This is a genomic window from Paenibacillus sp. JNUCC 34 (genome assembly GCF_058269055.1).
Genome location: NZ_CM177770.1, coordinates 3,466,722 through 3,488,778 on the forward strand (window position 1 = coordinate 3,466,722; position 22,057 = coordinate 3,488,778).

At 39.5% G+C, this 22,057-nt stretch carries 2 protein-coding genes; both read right to left on the reverse strand.

The genetic code is table 11. The features are described 5' to 3' along the window. Positions 1 to 252: 252 nt before the first annotated feature. Positions 253 to 10,074: an amino acid adenylation domain-containing protein gene (locus AC2TF5_RS16250; RefSeq protein ID WP_491298134.1), complete on the reverse strand. Its 9,822-nt coding sequence runs from the start codon at positions 10,072 to 10,074 to the stop codon at positions 253 to 255. 38 nt (positions 10,075 to 10,112) lie between these two features. Further along, positions 10,113 to 21,992: an amino acid adenylation domain-containing protein gene (locus AC2TF5_RS16255; RefSeq protein ID WP_491298136.1), complete on the reverse strand. Its 11,880-nt coding sequence runs from the start codon at positions 21,990 to 21,992 to the stop codon at positions 10,113 to 10,115. Positions 21,993 to 22,057: the final 65 nt, after the last annotated feature.

Consider the following 22,057-nt stretch of genomic DNA (forward strand, 5'->3'; position numbering starts at 1 on the left):
CGAGTCTGTAAAATAGATTGTATAGACTCCCAAATCGATTAAAATGAAAGTAATAAAAAGGTTGGGAGAATACATGTGAGTTAACTATCGAAACAACAGTTCTCTAGCTTTCATGACGTGCCTGACGTACAAGCGCTCACGCCTTTGACGGTGATTCTTTCACCGAAAAATCACGTGAGCGCTGATTAAACAAGAGAGAATTATTCAATCATAATTCAAGGCCATTTAATAGTTCATTTACTTTTACGTGTACTAAAAACTACTCGACGTAATCAATCCAAGTTCATTAATTTTAACTTCCGGGTTCGTTGCCACCCGTTTAATTATGGAAATAAAATGTTTTTGAATCTGCTCTACTGTGGATAAATCATAAACATTGGCATTGTACATCAATATGATCTTCATCTGCTCATGGGGCTTTACGATCAATGTAAAGTCAAAGCTATTGTGTTCTGTACCCTCAACATTCACAATTTCGAGCGGTCTTTTACCCTTTTTGCCCAAATTCTCCATTTGCTCTTCTACAGGAAAATTCTGATAGACAACAACATGGTTAATTAAAGATTGTTTTTGCTGGGTTAGATTTTGAATATCATATAAGGAATACGTATCGTATGCATGTGACTCAACGGCTTGTGCCTGGTTCCTTTTCATAACTGATATAAAAGAATCTTCTCCCTTAGCGTGAATACGAACAGGGATTGCATTGATAAATAAACCAATCATACTTTCGATACCAGGAATGACAGGCGGTCTGCCTGATACAACACTTCCGAATACAACATCGCTGCTTTCATTATATTGCTGTAGCAAAACACCCCAAGCCGTCTGCACTAACGTGTGAATCGTAACCTGATGCTGCTCCGCTACCTGTTTCATTTGCTGGATCAGTACATCATCCAAATAACAGTTTAGTGTTTTTGAATCTTGTCTTTCATGCTTCGTTTTGATTTTTTCTCCAGGTAATTTCGTTTTCCCTTCATAGCCTTCCAAGTAATGACTCCAATATGTTATGGCTCCTTCATTGTCTTGCTGTTCCAACCACTCAATAAATTGACTATACGGTGTTAATAAAGTCATTTCAGGTTTTCTGTTCTCCCGAATCGCAAAATAATTTTCGAAAATTTCTTTGCTTACAAGAGACATACACCAGCCGTCCATTAAAATATGATGAAAACTCCATATGACGCGGTATTCTTCATTCTTTGTTCGTAAGACAGACATGCGTATTAAAGAATCTTGTTGTAAATCAAATCCTCTTTCCTTATTCTGTTGGATATAATCGTCAACATACGCCTTACGTTGAAACTCATTCGTATCCATTAAATCTTCATAGTTAAATTCAAATTTCTTCTCTTGATAAACAATTTGCAACGGGATGTCCATGAAATCACTATAAAAATTAGTTCTTAATATCGCATGTCTTTGCATTAAATGATCCAAGCTCTGTCCAAAAGAGGCAACATCGAAATCCCCACGCATGTCAAACATGATTTGCACAAAATAAGCTCCCGAAATTGGATTTCGTACACTTTCGTACAGCATTTCCTTCTGCAACGGTGTTAGTGGATACACATTTTCAACCTGACCGATGTGTTGGGTTTGTTCCACTAATTGATCCAATTGATCAATGGTTAATGACTTGCATGAAATATCGCTTGGTGTAAGTTCGTTTTGTTCTTTCGCAACACAATGTTCAATCACTTCATCGAGACTTTCCTTATAGAAACATGCCAGCTGCTCCATCGTTTCCCGTCGATATTGTCTTCGGCTATAGTTAATGGTGAGCGACAGCCTTCCCTCGATAACGATCCCATTGATGTTAAGTACAAACGGCCTCTTGTTGTTTTCGCTTACAGATGGACCATTGGAATAAGTTGAAAATTTAATTCCACCATCATTCGAACCTTGATTCACCTGTCCCATATAATTGAAACTGATTTCCGGATTTTTCTCAAAAGCGAATTCTTCATGCCCCTGTGACAAATATCTTAAAATCCCGTAGCCGATTCCTTTGTTTGGTATCTGGCGCAGACTTTCCTTAACTGTCTTAATTCTCCTCGATACATCGCTACCGGCTTTCATCGTTAGGAGCACTGGATACATACTCGTAAACCATCCCACTGTACGCGTGATATCCATATCCGGAATGATTTGTTCTCTCCCGTGTCCTTCCAGATTCACGACGATTTCTTTCACGCCTGTCCAAGCATGAATAGCCATGCCCAGTGCCGTTAGCAATATATCATTAATTTTCGTATTATACGTACGATGAGTCTCCTTTAATAATTGCTCGGTCTCGGCTGCTGTCCACTGAACGGTTATCGTTTCACTCTCTTTCCCGATCGTCTCATCACAAGCAATATCTTTAGGCAGCGGGTTTATTTCAACCTGCTCCATGCGAGTCCAATATTTAACCTCTTGCTCCATCGCGGCGCTGTCAGCAAAAAGGGACAATTGTTCTGCCCACTGTTTAAACGAAGCCGTTTTTTGCGGAAGCCGGATTTCTTGACCGTTTAAGAACTGATCATATCCTGCTTGAATATCTTCATATAAAATGCGCCATGAAACCCCATCTATCACCAAATGATGAATGGCAACAAGTAAATGATCTCCTTCAGCACATTGGAACAAACCCAGTTTTACCAGAGGCCCCTGATACAGATCTATACTGCTCTGAATCTCCTTGGCTTTATTTTCAATGATAGGTGCAGGGTTTACTTCATGCTTAAGGTCAACTATTTCAAGACTGAACAATTCTTCTTCCTCTATCCCCCGATTCCATGCATCATACCCGCCTTCAGCCGCCTGACGGTATACAGTACGAAGAGCATCATGATGCTTAATAAGCGTAGTCATCACGTTGTGAATGAAACTGACTTCAAAGCCTTTTTCCCGATGGAACATCATTTCCTGATTGTAATGATGTGCATCCGCCATACCTTGTTCAAAAAACCAGCGCTGAATGGGGGTGAGCATCACTTGTCCCGTAACTTCACCTTGGTCGGAAATCGTGCTCACTGATTTAACGTGTAAACTTAACTCTGCAACTGTTGGATAGGTGAAGAAATGCTTCATTTCCACTTTATATCCGGCTTGGAACAATCGTGAGGAAACTTGAATGCACTTAATCGAATCGCCCCCAAGTTCAAAAAAATTATCCAGGATGCTAATCTTTTCAACGCCGAGCACAGCTTCCCAAGCCGATGTTATCGTTTGTTCTACATGGGTTTGGGGCGCCATAAATTCTGTTCCTGTTTGAATGCTTTCTTTAGGAGAAGGCAATGCTTTTCGGTCAATTTTCCCATTTGACGTTAACGGTATTTGATCTAATCGAACAAAATAAGACGGGATCATATAATCCGGGATTTCTTGAGATAATGCCATTCTAATTTTCTTTGCCGTCAGTGAGCTGTCGCCTTTCCAATACGCACATAATTGCTTCGATCCATCATCATTTTCCCGGGCAATAACGACTGCTTCTTGAATGGATTCTATTTTTAAAAGCACTGTTTCCACTTCGCTAAGCTCAATTCTGTAACCGCGAATCTTCACTTGATGATCAATCCGTCCCAGATATTCAATATTTCCATCCGGCAGCCATCTCGCGGCATCTCCCGTTCTATACATTTTCCCTTCTGTAACAAATGGATTATCTACGAATTTCTCTGCTGTCAAATCAGGCCGGTTCAGATAACCTCTGGCAAGTCCCTCGCCTGCTACATATAATTCTCCCTGCACGCCAATCGGTTGAATTCGTTGCTTGTTATCTAAAATATATGTTTGCAAGGTAGGAATCGATTTTCCAATATTGCTTTTTCCTGCATGTATTTCGATTTCGCTTATTTCTTTATATGTCACGTGAACCGTTGTTTCGGTTATCCCATACATATTAATCAACTGTATGAATGGATATTTCACCTTCCAATCCATCAATAACGCCGGATTGAGGGCCTCTCCTCCAAAAATTACTTTTCTTAATGTCAACTCTCCTCCATGATCTTTCAACTCTTCTTGAAGAAGATGATAGAAGTAAGTTGGCGTTTGATTCAATATCGTCACTTGCTCATCTTTTAACAATCGTAAAAATTGTTCCGGACTTTTTGCCGTCATTTGCGGCACGATGACTAATTTCCCGCCATAGAGTAATGCCCCATACATTTCCCATACGGAAAAGTCAAAACAAAAGGAATGAAACAACGTCCACGTGTCCGATGCATTGAAGTCAAACAAGTTTTTACTATTGAACAATAAACGAACGACGTTTTTATGTTCAATACACGTACCTTTCGGTTTGCCTGTTGTTCCTGAAGTGTAAATCACGTATGCCAACCCCGTTGGTGCAGCGGTGATTCCCAAGTTTGAATTGTCTTCATGATAGAACTCAGGATAATCCAAGTAGACAACCTTTCCGGTAAAAGAGATGCGTTCTTGCAAATGGCTTTGCAGCAATAATACATGTACTCCCGAATCCTCAAGCATAAAGCGAATACGATCTTCTGGATATTCGGGGTCAATGGGCACATAGGCTCCGCCAGCTTTCAAAATTGCGAGGATTCCAATGATCATGTCTAATGATCGTTCAGCTATGATCCCAATGAGCTGATCCGCTTGCAGACCTTTGCCTTTCAGCGTTCTTGCCAATTGATTGGCTTTCTCGTTCAGCTCTTTGTAGGTCAAATGTTGATCCTCAAATACAACTGCCACTTGTTCAGGAATCCGTACCGCTTGCTCTTCAAACAACCCATGAATAGTCTTGTCCAATGGATAGTCGGCCATGGAATCATTAAACACTTCTAAAATCTGCGCTTTCTCTTGTGTTGTTGTCAATTCCATGTCATTTATATGGATATGTGAATTGTTGATCACTTGCTGAATCATATGAATCAAATGGCCTCGAATGCGTTCTACGCTTGCCCGATCATAGACGTTGGCATTGTAATAGAACATCCATTTCATTTCTTCACCTGGCTTGATAATCAGGTTAAAATCATAATTCGTTTGTTCATCTCCTTCAACATTCGTAACCTGAAGAGCTGTCTGCTCATCATCCCCAAGTTGCTCCATAATCCCTTGTACGGGATAATTTTCGAATACCAGGATATGATCAATCAAATGTTGTTTTTGTTGTGTTACAGCTTGAATCTCATATAATGGATACGTATCGAAATGATGCGAAGCAACAGCTTGTTCTTGATTCCGCTTCATGATCTCTACAAAAGTGTCGTTTCCTTGAGCCTGCACGCGCACAGGGATGGTATTGATGAATAAGCCAATAATGCTTTCAACACCATGGATCGCCGCGGGTCTGCCTGATACCACACTGCCGAATACAATATCTTCACTGCCATTATATTTCTGGAGCAGCATGCCCCATAATGTCTGCATGAACGTATTCATCGTAACTTGATTCTGACTGGCGACTTGTCCCATTTGCCCGGTTAATTCTTTACTTAGCGTAAAAATCAAATTCTCCGAACGATATTCTTCATTTTTCGAAATTGTATTGTTTTTCGGTAAAGTGGTTTGCCCATCATAACCTTGCAAATAGTCGCTCCAGTATTTCAAAGATTTCTCATGATCTTGCTCTTCCAGCCATTCGATATATTGATTATAGTGGACCGTTGTTTTTTCCTCAGGCCTTCTTTGTTCTAGAATCGCAAAATATCCTTCAAACAGCTCTTTTATAACAAGAGAGAGACACCATCCATCCATCAAAATATGATGATAATTCCAGATAAAACGATAGGTTTGTTCATGGGTGTGCAGGATCGATATACGCATTAGCACATCTTGAGACAAGTCAAAACCTTTGATTTTATCTGCTCTCGTATAGGATGCAACATACGCTTCACGATCTTCTTCATTCATTTCACGCAAATCTTCATATAAAAATCCATTCTGTTTATGGCGATATACGACTTGCAGTGGTCTATTCTTCCATTTACTATGAAAATTAGTTCTGAATATGGCATTCTGTTGCATCATATGATCCAAACTCTTTGTAAAAGCTTCCACATCTAAAGACCCATGCAGATCAAGTGTCGTTTGAATGAAATAAGCTTCAGAACTTGAATGAAGCAAGTTGTGGAAAAACATTCCATTTTGCATAGGCGATAACGCATATATATCTTCTATTTCACCAATATGTTCAGATTGCTGTACAAATCCTTCCAATTCTTCAATGGTGATTCCTTTTAACGAAATATCACTTGGTGTTAATTCCGGTTTCTCTTTCGTAACGCAGTGCATAACAATTGCTTGCAGACAATCTTTATAACATTTAGTCAATCGCTCCATCGTTTCTTTTCGATATTGCGTACGGCTATACCGAAGTGAAAGCGACAATTTCCCTTCCACAATTAGGCCGTTGATGTCGATAAGATGATTTCTTGTATGGTTTTCGCTTGCTGTTGCTCCGCCTGAGTATGGGGAAATCTGCATCGCACTGTTCTGAATATCCTGATCGAATTGTCCCAAATAGTTGAAACTAATTTCAGGATTCAATGTAAATGGAACCTCTTTCTGATTTCCGGTTAAATACCTTGAAATTCCATAACCAATGCCTTTTTTGGGGATTTTGCGAAGGTTTTCTTTGTTTGTCTTGATGAGACAGGATAAATTTGAGCTTGCTTCCATATTTAGTACAACAGGATACTGGCTCGTAAACCATCCCATCGTACGTGTCATATCGAGATCCGGTATAATTTGTTCTCTTCCATGCCCTTCCAGATTGACCAGAACGTTATCCATGCCCGTCCAAAGATGAATAGACATCCCTAACGCGTTTAGCAGCAAATCGTTAATCTCCGTTTTATAGGTCCGATTCGCGTGTTTTAATAATTGCTCCGTTTCGGCTGCTGTCCATGCCAAAGTTATTTCTTCACTGTCTTTTTCAAGTGCATGATCCTGGTTGTCATCTTTAGGCAGCGGCTTAATTGCTGTTTGTTCTATTTCATTCCAATATTCAAGCTCTTGTTTTATGGCTTCGCTGTCCGCATACAACTTCAGTTGTTCTGCCCATAATTGGAATGAACCTGTTTTTTGGGGGAATTGAATCGGTTCTTCATGACATAATTGTTCATATCCCCTCGAGATGTCTTCTATCAAAATCCGCCATGAAACCCCGTCGATGACCAAATGGTGAATAACGATCAATAGATGATCTCCATCTGCACATTGAAACAAGCCTAACTTCATCAAAGGTCCTTTATCCAAGTTGATACTGCTTTGAATTCCATTTGCTTTATTCTCGATCCGTTGAGATGGATCTGCTAATGGGTTGAAATCCATCACTTCAAGCGTATATAATGGTTCTTTTTCCGTCCCTTCATTCCATGCTTCATAGCCTTGTTCCGTTTGGCGGTATACGATACGAAGCGCATCATGATGTTCACAAATCTTATTTAATACGCGGCGAAGTGTGGCTTCGTGAAAACCTTCTTTCCGGTGTAACATAACAGATTGATTATAATGATGGGCATCTACCTTATATTGTTCAAAAAACCAATGCTGGATTGGAGTCAGCGACACTTTTCCGGTTATGATTCCCTGTTCTGACATCGTCCCTATCGGATGAACATAGGGTAGCAAGCTTGCAATGGTTGGATACTTAAACAAATGATCCATCTGGACCTGATAACCCGCTTGGTATAATTTCGAAGAAACTTGAATGGATTTAATCGAATCTCCTCCAAGCTCAAAGAAATTATCAGAAATCCCAATGTTCTCAACGCCTAGTACCGCTTCCCAAATGGATGCGAGTTGTTGTTCCACAACCGTTTGTGGTGCTTCGTACTCCATTCCCTTCAACATATTTTCTTTTGGAGCAGGCAGCGCTTTGCGGTCGATTTTTCCATTTGGCGTAAGCGGCATCTGGTCTAGTTGTACAAAATAGGACGGAATCATGTAGTTCGGCAGTTGCTGCGACAATTCTTCCCGCAGTTTTCCTATCGTGATTGCATCCTTCCCTAGCAAATATGCGCATAATTGCTTTGTTCCCGTTTCATCTTCTCTGGCCATGACGATTGCCTCTTGGATCATGGTTAGGTTTAAAAGTGCCGTTTCCACTTCGCCAAGCTCGATCCGGTATCCACGAATTTTCTCTTGATGGTCCATCCTTCCTATATATTCAATGTTTCCATCCGGCAACCATCTTGCAAAATCACCCGTCCTGTACATTTTTGCTCCCGAAACAAACGGATCATCTACGAATTTCTCCGCCGTCAGGTCTGGCCGGTTCAAGTAACCTCTGGAGAGTCCGGCCCCTGCTACACATAATTCGCCCTGTACGCCAATAGGCTGTAATGCATTTTGTTCCCCTAAAATATAGACTTTATTATTCGCGATAGGCTTCCCGATTGAGATGTCTTGAACCGCGCGGTTGATAGAAAGAACCGTTGATACGACACTATTTTCGGTTGGACCATATTCATTACACACCTCAATATGCGGATTGATGCGCTGCAATTGATGTATTAAGGCAGGCATGATCTTCTCTCCTGCAGCAACAACATTTTTCATTGAAATCCAATCTTCTGAATTCACATTTTCTAGTAAGGTCATCAAAAAACTGGGTGGACTTTGGATATGCGTGATCCCCTGCTCTTTTATCATGTTGTTGATTGCTATAGCATCTTTACATTGTTGTTGGTTTAACACATACACCGTCGATCCGGATATCATCGGCCCAAAAAAATGGGTAATAAATGAATCAAAAACGAATGGATTCAACATCAATACCCGATCTTCCCCAGTAAAGTTATAAAATTCTGATTTCCACTGCAGGGAATTCGCAATACTGCCGTGTTCGATCATCACTCCTTTAGGATTCCCTGTTGTTCCTGACGTATAGATCACATATGCCAAGTCACGCTGACTCGCTGCGTGCTCCAAGTTCAAATGATTGGTATTATAACTCTTCACATCATCAAGAATGATACATGTCCCTGCAAAATTGACTGGTTTCTGTAAATGACTTTGCAGCAGCAACCATTTCACTTTCGAATCCTCTAATACATACTGAATACGCTCTTCCGGATATTCCGGATCGATTGGAACATAAGCTCCCCCAGCTTTTAGAATACCTAATAAGCCGACGATCATCTCAAGCGAGCGTTCCGCCATAATCCCAACGAACTGACCTGCATGGACACCATGAGATTGAAGCGTTCGGGCCAATTGGTTGGATTGTTGATTTAATTCTCTGTACGTTAATTGTTTATTCTCAAATACCACAGCTGCATGATCCAGTGTTCGTTCCACCTGTTCTTCAAATAATTGATGCATCGTCTTGTTCGTTGGATACCCCGCCGCTGTATCGTTAAAATCAAATAATAGCTTGTTTCGATGAAGCTCTGAGAGCATTTCCACTTTGCCTAACTCCAGGTTAGGCTGGTTCAAAACAACGGAGAATAACTTGTCTAAATGTTCTATAACTTGCATCATAAATTCTTTGTCATAACGCTCTTCATCATAAATTAATTTTAAATGAATGGAATCCTTCTCCAGATCAAAATGAAACATAGTAGCTGCTTTTACGTTATTTTCATCAAAAGATGAATGAATTTCATTCAAAGCAACAATGGTATGGATCATAGGTAAATGGTTCGAATCATACTGCATATTTAAATGTTCGACCATTTTTCTAAACGGTACTCTTTGATGCTGGATGGCTTCACTTAAACCTAATTTCACTTGATTAAATAAGGATTTAAATGTCATCGTACTATTTATTTCATTTTTTAAGATTAAGAACTTATTCGAAAGCGAAAGATCATTGTTCTTTTCTTCAATCGTCGGCATGCCAATAATCATATTCTTTTCACTCGTGTATTTATAAAACAGGCATTTAACTCCCGTTAACAAGATTGCATAAATCGCCATCTGAGCGTTTTTCGAGATGGACTTGATTTTATGTGAAACGTCGTGTGACAAAGGTTTATATACAAAATTGTGAGGGTCCGTATCGCCTGTATGTTTTAAATTTGTTTTACAATAAGGCAAATGAATAAGATAATCATCCTCTTCAAACTGACTTGCCCAAAAAGATTCTTGCTTTTTAAAAATTGACATACGGCACCCCGATCCAAAATTTATATTTGTAAGTTATATTAGAAATCCACTTCTATTAAATCTGCTAACATTTCACTATTAATTAATTCTTCAACCAACTTTATCTGGTTGATTTCGATATCAGGGTTTTGGCAAATGGAGGTTAATATCAACATTAGATTCCTTGACATCGCTTCAATCGTTGTTTCCTCAAATAATGCTGTACGATATTCAAAAGCGGCTTCCAGTTTATGATCCAAAACGGTTGCATATAATGTTAAATCAAATTTTGATACTCGATTATTTTGGACATAGGGCTTACATATCACACCATCCATTTGAATCTCCGCTGCATCTGTATTTTGCAACACGAACATTGTGTCAAACAACGGATTGCGCCGGACATCTTTGGTTATATCTACTTTCTCGATCAATTCCTCAAATGGATAATCTTGATTTTCATAGACATTCAACATATTTTCTTTAACTTCAAGCAAATATTCCGTAAATGTTTTTCCTCCGTTAGGATAATTTCTAACAGCAAGTGTATTCACAAACATCCCCATAATCGGTTCCAATTCCGCATGGGTCCTTCCTGCAATCGGCGTTCCAACGACAATATCTTCTTGTCCGCTATATTTGGACAATAGAATGGTATAGGCTGCTAACACAATCATATACAGCGTCGTGCCTGTTAGAGCTTCCATTTTTCTTAAGCCTGTAAAAATTTCATCCTCCATAGCAATTCCGAATAAATCTCCTTCATAGCTCGGAGATTCAGGTCGATCATAGTCTGTTGGCATATCCAATAAAGGGATCTTCTCGCTGAAGACATCAAGCCAGTATTTCTCTTGCTTTTTCATCCGGTCGCTTTCAAGTTGAATCTGCTGCCATTCAGCATAATCCTTGTATTGAATTCGAAGAGGTGAAAGCTCGACTCCCTTATACAACTGGCTAAGTTCGGTCATTAGAATGTTGACGGATAACCCGTCTGAAATGATATGATGCATATCCACAAGCAATATATGGCGCTCCGGCTCAAGTTCAATAAGCCCCACTCTCATCAGAGGTGCTTGGCCGAGATCGAATACGCGAACAAACTGTTGAATTTGGTCTTCGATATCTTCTTCTGTTGACTCGATACATTCAATTCCAAAATCCACTTCTGGATGTATGATTTGTTTAGGTTCTCCGTGGATCATTTTAAAGGCCGTCCGCAAAGACTCGTGACGACGAATTAATTGTTGAAATGCTTCTTTCAGTCTCATACGATCAAGCGATCCTTCGATCATAAAGATGCCTGACATGTTATAAACAAGTTCTTTGCCGCCTTTTATGCTCATAATGTACATTCTCATTTGCGCTGAAGAAATAGGGTAGTATTCTTTTTCCTCAGCTTTGGGGATGGATATTAATACATTCCGCTCCATATGATCAATGAACTGAGCCATCTGTTCGATGGTAAGCCATTCAAAGACGTTTCTTACACATATACTGATATTCATTTTTTGATTGATTTTGGATACTAGCTTTGTCGCTCGTAAAGAATTCCCTCCTATATCAAAAAATGTATCTTTTACACTGATTTTTTTTACGGCAAGCACGTCTTGCCAAATGGCTAACAACTGTTTTTCCGCCCATGTTCGGGGTTCTACATATTCGCTTCCCGTTTGTATATTTTCTTCTGGAACCGGAAGCGATCTGCGATTAATTTTTCCGTTCGATGTCAGAGGCATGTGATCCAATTGTATAAAGTAAGATGGAACCATGTAACTCGGTAAAACATTTGACAATTTTTCTTTCAACTCTTTAACCGTCAGCGTGTAATCCGCTGTGAAGTATGCACATAAGGATTTGTCCCCGTTATCATCCTCTTGCGCAATGACGATGACCTCTTTCACACACTCTATATTTAACAGTGCTGCTTCGACTTCCCCTACTTCGATCCGGTATCCGCGGATTTTTATTTGGTGATCCGTTCGTCCTAAATACTCGATGTTGCCATCCGGAAGCCATTTCACCAAATCTCCCGTCTTGTACATTTTTGCTCCCTGGACAAACGGATCACTAACAAATTTCTCAGCTGTAAGGTCCGGTAAATTCAAGTAACCTCTGCCTACCCCATCGCCGGAAATACACAATTCTCCTACGACTCCCACAGGTTGTATTTTTTCATATTTATTCAAAACATACAGACGGTTATTTCCTAATGTCCTGCCAATCGGTACATAAGCCCGGCTATTCTCCGATTCAAGCTGCTCTGGAATAACACTGAATGTAGCCACATCCACACAACATTCTGTCGGACCGTATACATTGATAATTGTTGGCGGCGTTATTTGGTTGAGAGAAAATAATGATGTTAATTCAGCTACAATTTGCTGAGAAAGAGCCTCTCCTCCAATCAGCATGTATTTTAACGATATCCCTTGAAAGTCATTTGCTTTTAAAAGTAATTTCAAGTGTGCAGGCGTACCGTCTGTTAAATCAATTTGATTGTGTTGATAGTAATTCACTAAATCTTGTCCATCCTGTATCGTTTCCTTGTCCACGATATATAAGGCATGACCTAATAGCAGTGCTCCGAAAATTTGCTTGACAGATGCATCGAAATAGTAAGGCGCCAGTAAAGCGATATGCAAATTTTTATGCTGATCATCAATAACCTGGCTATACGACGCTTTAACCAAGTGATGAACCTGACGGTGTTCAATCATCACGCCTTTTGGCTTGCCTGTTGTACCTGAAGTATAGATCACATAAGCCAACTGTTTGGAATCTCCTGCGGACTCCAAATTCGACAGGTTCTCTTCGTATGCTTGTTTATCGTTCAAATCAATATACTTACCATTGAAAGATACAGCCTGTTTAAGATGCCTTTGCGTGACTAACAACGTTACTCCCGAATCATTCAATATATACCGGATACGCTCTTCTGGAGAATCCGGATCGATCGGCACATACGCCCCTCCCGCTTTTAAAATTCCAAAGATGCCAATCATCATTTCAATTGAACGCTCTGTCATGATGCCTACTAATCGATCCGCATGTACTCCTTGCGCTCTTAGCGTACGCGCTAACTGATTTGCCTTTTCATTCAGTTGACGGTACGTCAATTGCTGATCTGCAAATACAACGGCCAATTGATCGGGTGTCCGCTCCACCTGCGCTTCGAACAATTCCTGGATTGTCTTATCCCGCGAATAATTTATCTTTGTGTTGTTAAATTCATTTAAAAGATAGTTTTGCTCACTTTCAGACACCATTTGAATGTCTGACAAGACAACGTCCGGTTCGATCACAATATCTCTAAGGATGTTGATAAAATGCGTTTTCATCCTGTCGATTGTGTCCCGTGCAAATAATTCCGTCTTATAATTAAAGTGCATTTCCAGGCACTCTCTGTCATCTTCAACGATGAACATTAAATCATACAACGAAATACCGACATTTAATTCTCTAACTTTAAACTTGCAATCATTTTCTTGTCTTTGATTTAGCTCCGTATTTAAAAAGATATACATCGTATTGAAGAGCGCTGTCCCGGTTGTATCACGATGTGTGTTTAACTTCTCTACAAGGTTGTCAAAAAGATAGTCTTGGTTATCCAATGCATCCAGGGATTGTTTTTTTATTTCTTCGAGATAGAATCGAAACGATTTATTCCCAGCCGGCTGCGATCTAATGGCTACCGTCTGAATAAAGACTCCTATCATTTTTTCGACATCAGGATGGTTTCTTCCTGATGTTGGCGTACCTACAATAATATCTTCTTGAGCCGAATAATGATGAAGCAGTACATTATAAGCTGCCAATAAAACCATAAATAAAGTAGTTCCCGTTTGCCCCGCAAGCTTATCCAGCGAATTCTTCAAATGTGGATCCAAAACGTATGACAATCTTGACCCTGCCGAAGATAAATAAGGTGTTCGAACAAAATCAGTAGGCAGATTGAGATTCGGAAACTCCCCTTCAAATTGATCCAGCCAATATTTTTCTTGCTGTGTATAAGACTCTCCCGCCAAAAATTCTTTCTGCCAAGCTGCAAAGTCTTTGTATTCAACTCCAATTTCCGGAATGTTTCTTCCGTCATAATCATCGATGAGTTCATTAGCGAGAATACCAACGGAAAACCCGTCCGATATAATATGATGCATCTCGATAAGTATTTCTGCATGATCATGGTCTATTCGAATGTATTCGGCACGTATTAATGGAGCCTTTGATAAATCAAACGGTTTTGCAAACTCCTTAACATAATGTTCAAAATGACTAGGACTCATTTGAGACCTTTTCACTTCAAAATCAACCGATGGGGTAATGTGTTGGTAAAGTTCTCCGTCGACAAGATGAAAACTGGTGCGAAATGCTTCATGACGTTGTACCATTTTTTCCAATGATGAAATCAATTTATGTTCATCTATATTTCCTGTGACCGTGATGTGCCCGCACATGTTTTGAAAAACGCTATTCGGCTCAAATTGATCCAGAAAATAGATCCGCTGTTGTGCAGAGGATGTTTCATAGAATTTCTTTTCTTCCAATGCCTTAATAGGCATGAAAGTTTCTACTTTCTCGCCCGTCATCAAACTAGCAAGTTCCTTAAGATGTTGATTCTTGAAAAATTGTACAATTGAAATTTTGTGCTTGAACTGCTCATGTACTTTTGAAAGCATCACCGTCGCCTTGAGCGAGTTCCCTCCGAGTTCAAAGAAATGATCATTTCTCCCCACTTGATCTACGGATAATAATTCCTCCCAGATCAGCGCCAGCTTTCTCTCCGTATCATTTGCAGGATTTTCAAACACGGCTGCATGATTGGCGCTAAGAATACGCTCATATGCAAAACGGTTGTACATTTCATTTAATCGATCTTGTTGTTCAGGTGAAAATAACGTTAAAGACGAAATCTCAGCCCGTAGATGACTCGCCATATTTTGCAGCAGGCCAATAAATCCTTCTGACCACAATTTCATCATCTCATGTCCAATGAGATCGGTATTATAATCAAAATCCAGGCACAATTCATGGCTAACATCCGTAATATTAAGAAATAAATCATAAGGAACATATTTAATGGGATACGATATAAATTCGGTCTCTATATTTTCAAATTGAAGCTGATGGATCGTTCTATCCATATTAAATAAAATGCGGGTATCCGGTGCTGGCAAATGAGAAAGCTGTTCTGATACGATCGTCAACGGAACATGCTGATGTTTCATTACGCGAGCTAACGTTTCCTTGATATGAATGATATTGTCTAAAATGGATTGCTCCGTTTGCACGGTATTGTGAACAGGTACAATGTTGACGCAATTTCCAATAAGCACACTTTTATTCATATGGGACTGACCCGCCGTAGGAACACCAATCACAAGCTGAGACTGGCCTGTCAGTTGATGCAAGTATAAGTGAAATGCTGCAAACATGGTTACAAATAAACTACTATTATTATTTATACTTAAAGTCCGCAGTGATTCTGTTAATTGACGATCCAACTTTATGGAATACCTTTCACCTGAATAACCTTTTTGAATATCACGGGACTTTACCGTTGGTAAAATTAATTTTGGGAATGATAAGGAAAATTGCTCTTTCCAAAATTGAATCCCTTGTGTAAATGTATCTTTTTCTTGTTCGAGCTGCTGCCATGTTAAATAATCACGAAATGGAGTGGCCACTGGTAAAAAAACAGGAACCCCTCGAACAAGAGCAGAATAGGTTTGTTCCAACTCTTGAATGAATACAGCGATCGACCAACCATCTGCAATAATATGATGAAATGTAAGCACCATAAGATATTGATTCGCTGCCCGTTTAAGCAAACTGATTCTAAACAGAGGGTCCCCGGACTGTAAATCAAATGCTTCACTCGCATCGTTAGATAACCAATTGGCAATTTCCAGTTCTTGATTCGCATAAACATCCTCTGAGAAATCAATACATGCGCACTGAAATTCCATTACGGGTCTAACTTGTTGTGTTTCACGATCTACATGAATCACCGTTCTCAAAGCATCATGACGATGTGCAATCTGATTCACTGCCTGATTCAAGATTTGAGTATCTACATTTCCTGTCATTTTTAGGATAATACTTTGATTTAATGAAACATTCGCATCTTCCCCATGCAGTGAAGTCAGTAAAAGATGCTTCTGCTCTAAAGAAAGTTGATATTCTGGAATAGGCGAGTTACCCGATATAAATCCAAACTCGCGAAGTTCATATACCGTTTCTTTAACAATCTTAATGATGGTATTCATGTCATCCATCGTATGCACGGTGGATATAAAACAGTTGCGCCCTTCCCAAATATATAAACCTTTATAAATTAAATGGTGGAAAAACAACTCCAAATCCCCAAATGAAATAAATCTAAAGAGCGATCCATAGTTTACCATTTGTATTGGTACATTGGATTTTTTGAAAAACTCATTTAACTCTTTTACAAGATAATTCGTTTTTTCATTTAAGTCCTTATATAATTTCCCTCCTTCGGATTGGAGATAATGCAGCACCGTTAACGTTACCCTCATCGTAAGCGGGTGTGTACAAAATGTTCCACCGACAAAAGTTTTCTTATCCGCAGCTGCAGGATAGGACTGATCGCCAAAATTCCAAGTTCCCCCATCAACTGCATTCATAAACTCGGCTTTGCCTGCGACGATTCCAATAGGCATCCCGCCACCGATAACTTTTCCATAAGTAATCAAATCTGCCTGCACGCCAAACCATTCTTGCGCTCCACCTAAACCAATTCTAAATCCAGTGATGACCTCATCGAATATAAGTGCAATTCCAAATCGTTTTGTAATCTCTCTAAGTTCATGCAGAAATTGTCTTGGCTGCACATCAGGTCTTCGACTTTGCACCGGTTCGACAAGTACAGCAGCCAATTCATCACCGAGGCTTTGAATGATATCTAGTGTTTGTGGATTGTTATAATTAAGAATAATTAAATCATTCATAAAGCTTTTTACAATACCGGGAGCCATTGGAAGCGCAGAAGATAAAACATCTCCAGGATTCGCTACACCCAGTACACCGTCATGTGTACCGTGGTATGATCCTGAAAACAATACGACTTTAGAACGCCCTGTTGCTGCTCTCGCTAAACGCAGTGCAACCATGACTGCCTCTGTACCTGAATTATAAAATGCGACACGTTCTACACCTGTCAACTCGCAAATTTTTTCTGCGACGTCTCCTGCTAAGTCTGACATGGGACCTAATGGAGATAAATTGTCTTGAATGCTGTCTACCATTACATTTTTAATAAAAGCTGGATTATGACCGAATAGATTTACACCAAATCCCATGGTCAGATCCAAATACTCGTTCCCATCCATATCCCATATCTTTGAACCATCCGCATTGATAGAAATAATCGGATAGACTATTTCTTTCCAATAAGAACGAAATCCGGATACATTGCGATTATTCGCATGGGCAAAACGAGTTTGAGCTGTTTTTAACTTAGAGCCTTTAGTCTTTGCAGTATACTTAGAAATAAATTGTTCTACATACTGCTCCTTGAGATGCGAATACCCGCTCTCTTCATGAATTTTCAATGCTTGATAAGGTATGAATGGTTTGGCTTCCTTTGATTCTGTGACTTGTTTGATTACTTTCGTTTCTTTTATTTCAAGGGTTTCTTTGACTTCATTACTGTTAATTTCCAAATGAGGTGATGGAACATCATTGATTTGGTCGCCTAACAGTAAATTCAAACTTTTCAATTGTGATTCCATCAGATGAATCGCAGAAAGAACAATTTGCTCCGGAACATTCGCAGAAGATTGTACCGCAAACGAATTGTTCACGACCGCATGATCCTCAGTGTGATTCGCAGTGTGTACCTCATCAGGTTTATGCTGTACATTCTCAGACACATATTTAACCAGATGGTTAATGTCGGTAAGAGTCTCAAAAAACATTTCCATGGGAATATCCAAACGGAACATATCTAATATTTCTTTCCTGATTTGCACCAGAATAATGGAATCCAATCCCATTTGGAGAAAATGAGCATGAACATCCAGTTCATCCAACTTAATCCCAGAAGCGCGACTTATACTTGTTTTAATCTTTAATTCAATATCACTTGTATTCATCTCCACTGGAACCCCATTTCTCTCTGAAATGTTTCTCGATGGTATCGAATGTTGCTTCACATCAATCCAACACCTCTTCTGTTCAAATGGATATAACGGCAATGGAATTTTTCGGATGACTTCACGGCCATATAATTTCTCCCAATCGATAACTGCCCCTTGAGTAAATAACTCGCCTAATTGATTTAACGATTGCAACGTTGCCTGTTGATATAGGCTATCGGAAATAAACTTCTTATCCTTTTTTCCATAACCAAAATGAACATCTGGGAGATTGCGCTCTCCATGTACAATTCGTGTTAATTTATCATTAAGTTCTTGTGTATTGCTTATAATGATTGCCAAACGATAATCTAAATTGGCTCTTCCTGTATTCGCTGTATAAGAAATTTGTCGAATGGAAACCTCACTGTGATCGGTTGTATATTGCTGATAACTTTTAACCAGTTCATCAAGTGCGCGTTCATTCGCAGCAGACAGAACAAATAGATTAGGCTTATGAACCGTAATTTTATGTTCTGTATTCAAAGGCACAAATTCTTCGAGGACAACATGCGAATTTGTACCACTGAATCCGAAAGAACTTACCCCACATCGCAAAGGTCTGTCTTCCTCGCCAAAAGCCATTGATTTTTGATTCACATAAAAAGGTGAGGCTTCAAATTTAAGCAGTGGATTAGGCCTTTCAAAATGAACCAATGGCGGAATTTTCTTGTTCTGAAACATGAGTATCGATTTGATTAATCCAGCTATACCCGCTGCTTCAAACAAATGCCCAATGTTTGTTTTTACCGAACCGATCGCACAAAATTGTTTCCGATCCGTATATTTTTCAAAAGCTTTACACAGCCCATTAAACTCAACGGGGTCACCTAATTTCGTCCCTGTGCCATGTGCTTCAATAAAACTAAGGGTCTCCGGAGAAATTCCAGCCTCCTTCCACGCCTCTTCAATTACATTTGTCTGAGACTCAGGATTAGGCGCAGTAATTCCCGCCGTCTTGCCATCTTGATTAATCGCACTTCCTTTAATCACACCATAGATGTGATCCCCATCGTTAATGGCTTGCTGCAACGGTTTCAATAGCACCGCTCCGGTACCCTCACCAAATCCAGTGCCATTGGAATTTTCGCTGAACGTTCTTGTTAATCCATCTGGAGATTCCATATCCAGTCCAATGCTTATAGGTAACAATGCCGTTCGAATGCCGCCGGCGATTGCCATCTCACAATCTCCAGCGTGCAATCCTTTACAGGCCATATGAACGGCAACAAGCGAAGAAGAACAAGCGGTATCCATCGTAACCGCTGGGCCTTTTAGATTCAAAAAATAAGCGATTCTACTCGCCAGTACAGATGGTAAACTCCCAATGATATAATTTTTAAGTTCCTCGGGATAACTAGCCGTCACGAGCCGTTCATAATCATATCCCACTTTGGAATAACCCACATATACGCCTAGATTTCTTCCATTGATTCCTTCGCCTGCATATCCCGCGTCTTCAATCGTATGCCATGCAGTTTGCAAGAACATTCTTTGATTTGGGTCCATAAACTGCGCTGTTTTCGGAGTTAAACCAAAGAATGAATAATCGAATTGATCAATTCGATCTAAATAACCACCCTTAATAAATTGGCTTTCATTTATTTCACTTCGAATCGATTGCAAATAATCCGCTGCGTCTTTTACCCGGCTTTCAGGATAATCATGAATAAAATGCTTGCCATTTTCTAAAACATCCCAGAACTCATTCGTATTCGATGCTCCCGGGACATTTAAAGACATGCCAATAATAGCAATATCTTTGGATGATGGATGATGATCTTCGATGATTTTATTGACTGGTGTGGTTTCGTCATCGCTTTTAGCAAGATATTTTGCCAATTCATTTATAGACGGATATGTGAAGAGGTCAGTAATAGCAAGCTCTTCTCCGTACTTTTGCTCTATACGTTCAGCGATTTGAGCCAGTTGCAATGAAGTTGCACCCATATCAAAAAAACTATTTTCAATATCAATCTTCTTCCCTGCCAACACTTCAGAAAATAGTGAAATTAATTCGGTTTCCAACACATGAATAGATACAGGAGCCGTTTCTTTAGTTTTATCGTTCGTGATCCGTTCATGGATGAATGAGGACTCTGTTAAGAATTTCCCTGCTTCATATTGCTTAGCTAGCTGATAACGCTGTATTTTCCCGCTCGTTGTTTTCGGTAGTTTCTTAATAGGCAAGACATCTTTGACGCTCCATCCTCCATGTACATACAAGTGTTTCTTCACTTCTTCAACAAGGGGCAGAAATTGTTCAACCGTTTTTTTATAAACCACGAACACAATAATTTCTTCACTTTTGCTCGTAGAATCATAAACACCACAAGCTGCGACTCTCCCTAAGTCGATCCCATCCAATTGAATCGCCACGCGTTCAATGTCATGAGGGTATACATTTTTACCATTGATGAAAATAATATCTTTTTCCCGCCCGGTTACGACAAGATTGCCGTTCATGATAAAACCTAGATCCCCTGTATTCACCCAACCATCTTGAGTGATGAGTCCCTCCGTTGCTTGCGGGTTATTATAATAGCCCTTGGTAACGTTATCCCCTCTAATTTGAATGTTTCCAATCACATAATCGGGAACAATGTTAGCTTCATGGTCGCAGATTCTAAGCTCGCAATAATCAATAGCCTTCCCAACAGCAACAAATGATGCCACTTGTTCAGCATCTTTGTCTAATTCAATTACATGCTCGCCGAAGTTCAGATGATCCCGATGTAAGTACACAGCAGTATATTCTTCTTCTACGTTTGGAAAAACCGCCGCAACAGAGGCTTCTGCCAATCCGTATACGGTAAACATTGCCGTTTTGCTCAAGTTGTATTTTGACAACACGTTCAAGAACTCATGGCATACTTCCGGTAATATAGGTTCCGCACCATTATAAATAATTCTGATGCATGACAAGTCCCATCCCGCGGCTTTTTCTTCACGGAAGAAATTCAGGAAGTACTTATAACCAAAGTTAGGAGAGGATATGATGGTTGCTTTGTGTTCATTTACTTTTTTCATCCATAGTACGGGTTTTCGAATAAATAATTCGGTTGGAATCAAGTACTGATGAACACCTGCCATGAGCGGCACGAGGTGGAATCCAATTAACCCCATATCATGGGTAAGCGGCATCCAGGAGAGGAAGGTATCACTTGAACTGATTTTTGTACCATTTATAGCAGCACATGTATTGTAAATTAAGTTTCGATGCGTGAGCATAACGCCTTTGGGATCACCTGTTGATCCAGAAGAGAATTGAATAAATGCTAACTCTTCTGGCTTAGGTTCATAACATTTTACAGATTTATAATCATATACTTTATCTTGTATGATATCCGTTTTAGCTTCTAATTGATGATAAAAATCTAGTAATTCATGTTCTAAAGCGAACTTTTTCATTTTATCCAGCACCTTTTCAGATGCAATCATGAATGGGTTCTCTAGCAAATCCCAAATACGACATACTTTCAACTTCTGTTCATCATCTTCACCAACGCTTACAGGTACGGGTATCATTCCACCAAGTAAACAGGCCCAGAATGCTACTAAAAATCGTTTATTTTCTTGTATCTGAAAAATAATCTCTTGCTTTGGTTTAATTCCTATTTCTTGTAAATAACCTAAATATCCTCGCGCTTCGTTAAATAATTGACTAAACGATATAAAATTTTCTATCTTATCAGCATCTATAAAAAGAATACCACGGTCAGTTATCTTACTTCTGTCTTGTATGACCTCTACTAATGTTTGAAATTGTTTAGTATACATATATATCCTCCAAATCTATCATCTCAATCATTCCCTCTACATGCTATTTATACATATTTTCAAGT

Coding starts and splice junctions, on each gene's coding strand:
- AC2TF5_RS16250 (WP_491298134.1), bottom strand. CDS start 10,074: ATGTCAATTTTTAAAAAGCAAGAATCTTTTTGGGCAAGTCAGTTTGAA.
- AC2TF5_RS16255 (WP_491298136.1), bottom strand. CDS start 21,992: ATGTATACTAAACAATTTCAAACATTAGTAGAGGTCATACAAGACAGA.